Source organism: Oscillochloris sp. ZM17-4 (assembly GCF_019599295.1).
GTDB lineage: Bacteria > Chloroflexota > Chloroflexia > Chloroflexales > Chloroflexaceae > Oscillochloris.
In genome coordinates this window covers 1-7,220 of the sequence record NZ_JAIEWN010000006.1, presented here as the reverse complement: position 1 = coordinate 7,220, position 7,220 = coordinate 1, and the positions used below count along the sequence as shown (strand labels likewise).

The 7,220-nt window shown below is 70.8% G+C and carries 3 protein-coding genes; 2 read left to right on the top strand and 1 reads right to left on the bottom strand.

Annotated features, from left to right (window positions below; all coding sequences use genetic code 11):
- Positions 1-46: 46 nt before the first annotated feature.
- A complete protein-coding gene (locus K2Z83_RS06895; RefSeq protein ID WP_220594445.1) occupies positions 47-2,206 on the bottom strand; it encodes an adenylate/guanylate cyclase domain-containing protein in 2,160 nt (719 codons plus the stop codon).
- A gap of 389 nt (positions 2,207-2,595) precedes the next feature.
- On the opposite strand from K2Z83_RS06895, the gene K2Z83_RS06890 reads away from it, so the two are divergent.
- Both K2Z83_RS06890 and K2Z83_RS06885 read left to right on the top strand, forming a co-directional pair.
- The gene (locus K2Z83_RS06890; RefSeq protein ID WP_370650090.1) at positions 2,596-6,756 is read left to right on the top strand and encodes an alpha-amylase family glycosyl hydrolase; all 4,161 of its coding nucleotides are present in this window, start codon (positions 2,596-2,598) and stop codon (positions 6,754-6,756) included.
- A 150-nt stretch (positions 6,757-6,906) separates the two neighbouring features.
- Positions 6,907-7,197, top strand: a complete 291-nt coding sequence (locus K2Z83_RS06885; RefSeq protein ID WP_220594444.1) for a PspC domain-containing protein — start codon at positions 6,907-6,909, stop codon at positions 7,195-7,197.
- Positions 7,198-7,220: the final 23 nt, after the last annotated feature.

Here is a 7,220-nt window from a genome sequence, read left to right as displayed (position 1 = left end):
GCATCGATAACCGGCACCTTATGCATCCGGGGCGAATGCTTCGGCCCTACGGTCGCACGGACAACAGCAGAAACACCTCAACCGGCGCGGCCTTGCCCTTGACCTGGATCTCGCCGAGCGGCTGCACGTCCACATGCTCCCTCACCAGGGCGTAGGTGCTGGCGTTGATCAGCACCTGGCCGCCCTCGGCGCGCGACTGGAGCCGCGAGGAGAGGTTGACCGTGTCGCCGATCGCCGTGAAGTTGCGGATGGCCTCGCTGCCAATGTTGCCCACCAGGGCCTCGCCGCTGTTCACGCCGATGCCGAAGCGCGGCATGTCGCCGGCCTCGGCGGCGATCGGGGCGATCGCCCGCTGCATGGCCAGGGCCGCCCGGCAGGCCCGCAGTGCGTGGTCGGCCTGATTCGCCGGCGCGTTGAAGAGGGCCATCATGGCGTCGCCCATAAACTTGTCGATCGTGCCGCCCTCGGCCAGCACGGCCTGGGCCGCCGCGCCATAGTAGCGGTTCAGCAGGGCCACTAGCTCGGGCGGAGAGAGCCGCTCGGAGAGCGTCGTGAAGCCGCGCAGGTCGCCGAAGAGCACGCTGATCTCGCGCACCGCCCCGCCGAGCGCGGCCTGGGACGGGTCGGCGATCAGGGCGGTGGCCACGCTGGCCGGCATGTACTGGCGGAAGAGCAGGTCGATCTGCTGGTAGAGCCGGGTGTTCTCCAGGCTCACCGAGAGCTGGCCGGCCAGGGTGCGCAGCAGCCAGCGGTCGCGCTCGGCGAAGGGGCCGGCGGCGCGGCGCACCTCCAGCAGGCCGGCGGGCGCGCCCTTGACCGTCAGCGGCAGGGCCAGCAGGCCGCCCGCCTCGGCGGGCCTGCCCTCGCGCATGGCCTGGCCGTGCAGATCCGCCCGCTGCGCGGCGTCGGGGTCGGGCAGGCTGACGCCGCTGCGCAGGCCGGCGGCGAAGCTCAGCCGGCCGCCCTGGAGCAGCCCGATCTGGAACTGCGCGTCGCGGAAGGCCGCGCTGGCCAGGCCCAGCGCCTGCTGGAGCAGCCGCAGCTCCTCCTGGATGACGCTGCTCTCCTGGCCGATCGCCACCAGCGCGCCCAGGCGCTCGATCTGCTCGCGCTCGTGGGCCAGGGCCTCGGCGGCGCGCTCAAGCACCGCGCCCTGGCCCTCGCTCAGGCCAAACTGGCGGGCCACCTCGCCGCCCAGGGGCGCGTCATCCGCTAGGTCGCCGCCCTCGGCCCGCCGCTGGATGCGGCCGACCAGCGACTCCAGCGCGCCGCTGTACTCCTGGCGGATGCGCTGGACCGTCTCCTCCATGTACAGGCTGTCGAAGATCGGCCGGGCGCTGCCCTCGCTGCGGTACTGGCGCAGCACGCTGAAGGCGATCATGCCAAAGGCGATCAGCAGCAGCAGGTGCCACTGCCACCAGCTCAGGTGCCAGGTGTCGCCCAGGCCCACGTTGAGCGTCGTGACGGCCAGCAGGGCGCAGCCGCCGAGCAGGGCCGCCAGCACGACCGTCGGCCGGCGGCGGAAGCGGCCCAGGTAGCGCGTGGCGGCGTAGGCGTAGAGCCCGGCGCTGGCCAGCATGGCCACGGTGGCCGACCACTGGATGGCCGGGTCCACCACCCGCCCCAGCAGGCAGGCGAAGAGCGGCAGCTCCAGCGCCTCGGGGTCGGTGGCGCCAGCGAAGGGCGGCAGGCGCAGCAGGGCCAGCAGGCCGAGCGCCGCCCAGAAGGCCAGCGTCCCGCTGCGCAGCAGCTCCTGCCAGGCCACCACCAGCCGGGCCTGCGCCGGGCTGAGGTCGAGCGCGCTGGCCGCCACAAAGATCGCGGCGATCACCAGGCCCACCGGCGTGGCGATCACGAAGCCGATGCCCGGGCCCGCCGCCAGGATGTTCGGCGTCGCCAGGGCGTGCAGCAGCAGCGCGGTGGCCGCGTTCAGCACGCCCAGCGCCAGCAGCAGCACCCGGGCGTCGGCGCGGCGGCGGCCCGCCTCGCCCATCAGCAGGCCCACGGCCATGGCCAGCGCCCCGGCGGCGGCGATGATCACGAGGTGCGGCAGGTTCCCCGAGGCGGCCGCCGCCTCGCCCGGCAGGCGCACGTCGATCTCCGGCATGATCGCCAGCACGGCCATGGTCAGGATCGCCAGTGCCGGCACGATCACCCAGGGCCACGCCCGGCGCGGCCCCGGCGCTGCGCTCACTGTCTGCTGCATATGGCGTCACTCCCAGATATGCGCGCTCAGGCACATACCGCACTGACTGTGGGAGAGCGAAGCTTTCCCGAACTGTGCGCGGTAGCGTAATACATTCTCACCGGCTATCAACGTTATGCCCCTCGCATTATATGCGCCCCGCGGCCGCGCCGCCCCCGAAGCTCACAATTCTCTCATCTTCGCCCGTGTTGCTTGACAATGATGAAATAGGGGGCGTATACTTCCGTTGCCCACGCATTAGTTTCAATAGCAATTATCAGCAGCCGACCGACGAGCGCCGACCACCAGTGCCAAAACACTGGTCATAACCGGTCGCCAGTCGTCGGGCGTCGGCCATCAGCCGTCGCTCACCCTAACTGACAGCGCCTGTCAAACGCAAAGGAGCACCCGTGAGTCGCCAAACCGCCTACCGTTGGCTCAGCCTGACCTTGCTGCTCGGGCTCATGCTCAGCGCCCTGGCCCCCATGTCCGCCCCCCGCGCCCTGGCCGCCCCCGCCTCGGTCAACCTCGCCGGCGACCTCCAGTCTGAGGCGACCGCCGGCGCCTGTGGCGACTGGGACCCCGGCTGCGCCGGCTCGGCCTTCAGCGCCCAGCCCAACGATGTCTACCTCTTCCAGTCCGCCACCATCCCGGCAGGCGACTGGCAGTACAAGGTCGCCCTCGGATCATGGGACGTGAGCTACGCCGGCAGCCACCGCAACGCCGATGGCAACACCACCATCACCACCAGCGGTGGTGCGGTCCGCTTCTACTATGATGATAAGACCCACGCCGTGATGGACAGCGCCAGCGACCCGATCTACACCGTGCCCGGCGACTTCAACAGCGAGATCGGCTGCGCCGGCGACTGGGCGCCCGACTGCCTGGGCACCCTGCTGACCGATGTGGACGGCGACGGCGTCTTCACCACCTCGGTGACGGGGCTGCCCGCCGGCAGCTATAGCTTTAAGGTCGCCACCGGCGAGAGCTGGGACAACCCGAACTACGGCGACAGCAGCGGCAATAACCTGGGCTTCACCGTGAGCGGCCCGGCCACGGTCACCTTCAGCTTCGACAGCGCCACCAACACGCCGAGCGTGCAGGTGGTGAGCGCCCTGCCCTCGCCCGACAACAACGTCGAGTGGGACGGCCTGCGCCACGACTCGCGCGACCCGCTCTACCGCAGCCCGGCCGGCGCGGTGAAAGCCGGCACCCCGGTCACCATCCGCTTCCGCACCTTCCACAACGATGTCACCTCGGTGACGCTGCGGGCCTACGATGTGAACGGCGGCAGCCAGCGCTTCGTGCCGATGGCCCCGGCGGCCACGGACGTGAGCTGCTACCAGGCCGGCATGGAGGCGCAGCGCTGCGACTTCTGGGCGGCCACGCTGAGCGAGGCCAGCCCGAATAACCTCTGGTACCGCTTCATCGTCAGCGACGGCACGGACACCGATTTCTACGGCGACAACACCGCCGCCCTGGACGGCGGCCTCGGCGCGGCCACCGACGACGCGGTGGACAATAGCTTCGCACTGATGTTCTACGACCCGGCCTTCAGCTCGCCCAACTGGGCGCGCACGGCGGTGATCTACCAGATCTTCCCCGACCGCTTCCGCAACGGCGACCGCGAGAACGACCCGCAGACCGGCGACGTGCGCTACGACGACCCGGTGATCGCCCTGGGCTGGGGCACCCTCCCCGAGGGCTACTGCCGCAACTACACCGACGGCGCCACCAACTGCGCGCCGCGCTTCGGCAGCCAGCCCGGCGACACCTCAGGCAAGGAGCAGCCCCGCGGCCGCGACTACTTCGGCGGCGACCTGGAGGGCGTCAAGGATAAGCTCGACTACCTCAAGAAGCTCGGCATCACCACGATCTACTTCAACCCGATCTTCGCCGCCGGCTCGAACCACCGCTACGACACCCGCGACTATCTGCGGATCGACCCGGCCCTGGGCGACAACAAGGACTTCCGCGACCTGGTGCGCGACGCCAAGGGCAAGGGCATCAACATCATCGTCGACAGCGTGTTCAACCACATGTCGTCGGACAGCGCCTTCTTCGACCGCTACGGCCACTACAGCGCGGTGGGAGCCTGCGAGAGCGCCAGCTCGATCTACCGCGGCTGGTTCAACTTCCGCGCGCCCGCCGGCATCGAGCCCGCGCCCTGCGCCCCCAGCGTCGCCGGCGGCGACGACACCTACTACAACGGCTGGTTCGGCTTCGACTCGATCCCCGAGATCAAGAAGTCTGTCCCCGCCGTGCGAAGCTACTTCCTCACCGGCCAGAACAGCGTCTCGAAGTACTGGCTGCGCCAGGGCGCGGCCGGCTGGCGCCTCGATGTGATGGGCGACGCCAGCTTCCCGGCCGACTACTGGCCAACCTTCCGCAGCGTCACGCGGGCCACCAAGCCCGACAGCCTGATCATCGGCGAGCTCTGGCAGAAGGACAGCACCCTGCTGAAGAACCTGCGCGGGGAGACCGCCGACACGACGATGAACTACCGTCTGCGCGACGCGGTGATCGGCCTGCTCGCCCCCGGCGCCTTCGACTCGAAGGGCTTCGGCGACAGCGGGCGGGTGATCGCCCCCTCGGAGTTCGCCTCACGCATTATGTCCATCCGTGAGGACTACCCCGACGCGGCCTACTACACCCTGATGAACCTGCTCGACAGCCACGACACCGAGCGCATCCTTTGGACGCTCACCCCCGGCGCGGCCACCACCGCCGATAAGGAGCTGAACCCGGCCAACGTCGCGGCGGGCAAGGATCGCCTGCGGCTGGCCTCGCTCATCCAGTTCACCATGCCCGGCGCGCCCACCGTCTACTACGGCGATGAGGTCGGCATGACTGGCGGCGACGACCCCGACGACCGGCGCACCTACCCCTGGAAGGACAAGGGCGGCAGCCCCGACAGCGCCATGTTCGACTACTACCGCGGCCTGGGCAAGCTGCGCGACAGCTCGCCGGCCTTCACCCGTGGCGACATCCGCATGCTCCTGGCCGACGACGCCGCCGGCGTCGTGGCCTACGGCCGGCGCACCGGCAACTACGGCGCCCTGGTGGCCGTCAACCGCAGCGGCGTCGAGCAGACCGCGAGCGTCCCGGTGGCCGGCTACCTCCCCGACGGCACCCGCCTGCGCTACGGCCTCGGCGGCCGCGGCTGGGTCACGGTGCAGGGCGGCGCGGTCGCCCTGACCCTGCCGGCCATGGGCGGCGCGGCCCTGACGACCTTCGGCGCCGACCTGACCGCCACGGCGGCCCCGGCCGGCCTGGCGGTGACGGACGAGGGCACCGGCCAGGTGGCCCTCAGCTGGGGCCGCGTGCGCCACGCCGCCGGCTACAACGTCTACCGCAGCCCGGTGAGCGCCGGCGGCTACCTGAAGCTGAACGATGCCCCGCTGGCCGGCACGAGCTACACCGACACCACGGTGGAGAACGGCCGCATCTCCTACTACGTGGTCAAGGCCCTGGACAACAAGGGCAACGAGAGCGCCGCCTCGAACGAGGTCAGCGCGCTGCCGCACTACCGCATCGGCTGGGCCAACCTGCAGTGGCCGCCCACGATCAGCCACACCATCAGCGCCACCAGCCGCACCGACACCATCTACGGCCAGGTCTGGATCGACGGCGTGACCGGCCTGCCCGGCGCGACCCCCGGCCTGCTCGCGCAGGTCGGCTACGGCCCCGAGGGCAGCGCCCCGACGGGCTGGACCTGGGCTGACGCCAGCTTCAACGGCGACGCCGGCAACAACGACGAGTTCATGGCCAGCCTGCTGCCCGAGGCCGTCGGCAGCTACGACTACGCCTACCGCTACAGCACCACCGGCGGGCGCGACTGGCTCTACGCCGACCTGGGCGGCCCTGTCGCCGCCGGCGCCCTGCCGGGCAGCCCCGGCAAGCTCACGGTCAGCTCCAGCGGCGACACCACGGCCCCGGCCGTGCCCGCCGGCCTGGGCGTCGTCAGCGCCTCGCCGGCCGGGATCGCCCTGACCTGGGACGCCAACCAGGGCGACGCCAGCCTCTACGGCTACGAGGTGGCCCGCGGCGACGCGCCCGGCGGCCCCTACACGGTGATCGGCCTGACCACCGAGGCCAGCTACACCGACCTCGACGTCAGCCAGGGCGCCAGCTACGCCTACGTCGTCCGCGCCGTGGACGGCTCCTTCAACCGCTCGGCCTTCTCGCCAGAGGTGTTGGCCACCGCCGAGCTGCGCACCGTGACCCTGAACTACACGGTGGCGGTGCCGGATACGACCGACGCCACCGGCCGGAGCGTCTTCATCGCCGGCTTCCTGGATCGCCTGGACGGCGGGCTGCCCCAGTGGGACCCTGCCGGCGTCTCGCTGACGCGGGTGGACGCCACCCACTGGGCGATCAGCTTCACCGGCAAGGAGGGCACCCAGATCGAGTACAAGTACGCCCTCGGCTCCTGGGACTACGTGGAGAAGGACGGGGCCTGCGGCGAGATCGCCAACCGCCTGCTGACCCTCTCCTACGGGGCGACGGGCGCGCAGGCGGTGAATGACACCATCGACAACTGGCGCAACGTGGCGCCCTGCGGGAACTAGCCAGCCCAACGTCCCTGCGCACAAGGGCGGCGCCGGCCATCTGGCCGGCGCCGCCCTTGTGCGCAACAAACCCTCCCGCCCCGCCGTCATACTGGCAGACGCGCGAAGCCGGACGCCACGGGGCGGACGGGCGCGAGAGAGGAATAAACCATGGACAGCACCAAGCGCATCACCCGCAGCCAGAGCGACCGCATGCTCGGCGGCGTGGCCGGCGGGCTGGCGGCATACTTCGGGATCGACCCGCTGATCGTCCGGATCATCTTCGTCGTCCTGAGCCTGATGAACGGCTTCGGCACGATGCTCTACATCGCCCTCTGGGTGCTCGTGCCCAACGAGGACAGCGCGACCGACGCCCGCGGCAACGTGCAGGTGGCGGTGAGCGAGATGCAGGCCGCCATCGAGCAGCTGGTGGCCCGCGTGCGCGCCGCCTTCACGCGGTAGCGTGAGGGGACAGGGGACAGGGG

Coding starts and splice junctions, on each gene's coding strand:
- K2Z83_RS06885 (WP_220594444.1), top strand. CDS start 6,907: ATGGACAGCACCAAGCGCATCACCCGCAGCCAGAGCGACCGCATGCTC.
- K2Z83_RS06895 (WP_220594445.1), bottom strand. CDS start 2,206: ATGCAGCAGACAGTGAGCGCAGCGCCGGGGCCGCGCCGGGCGTGGCCC.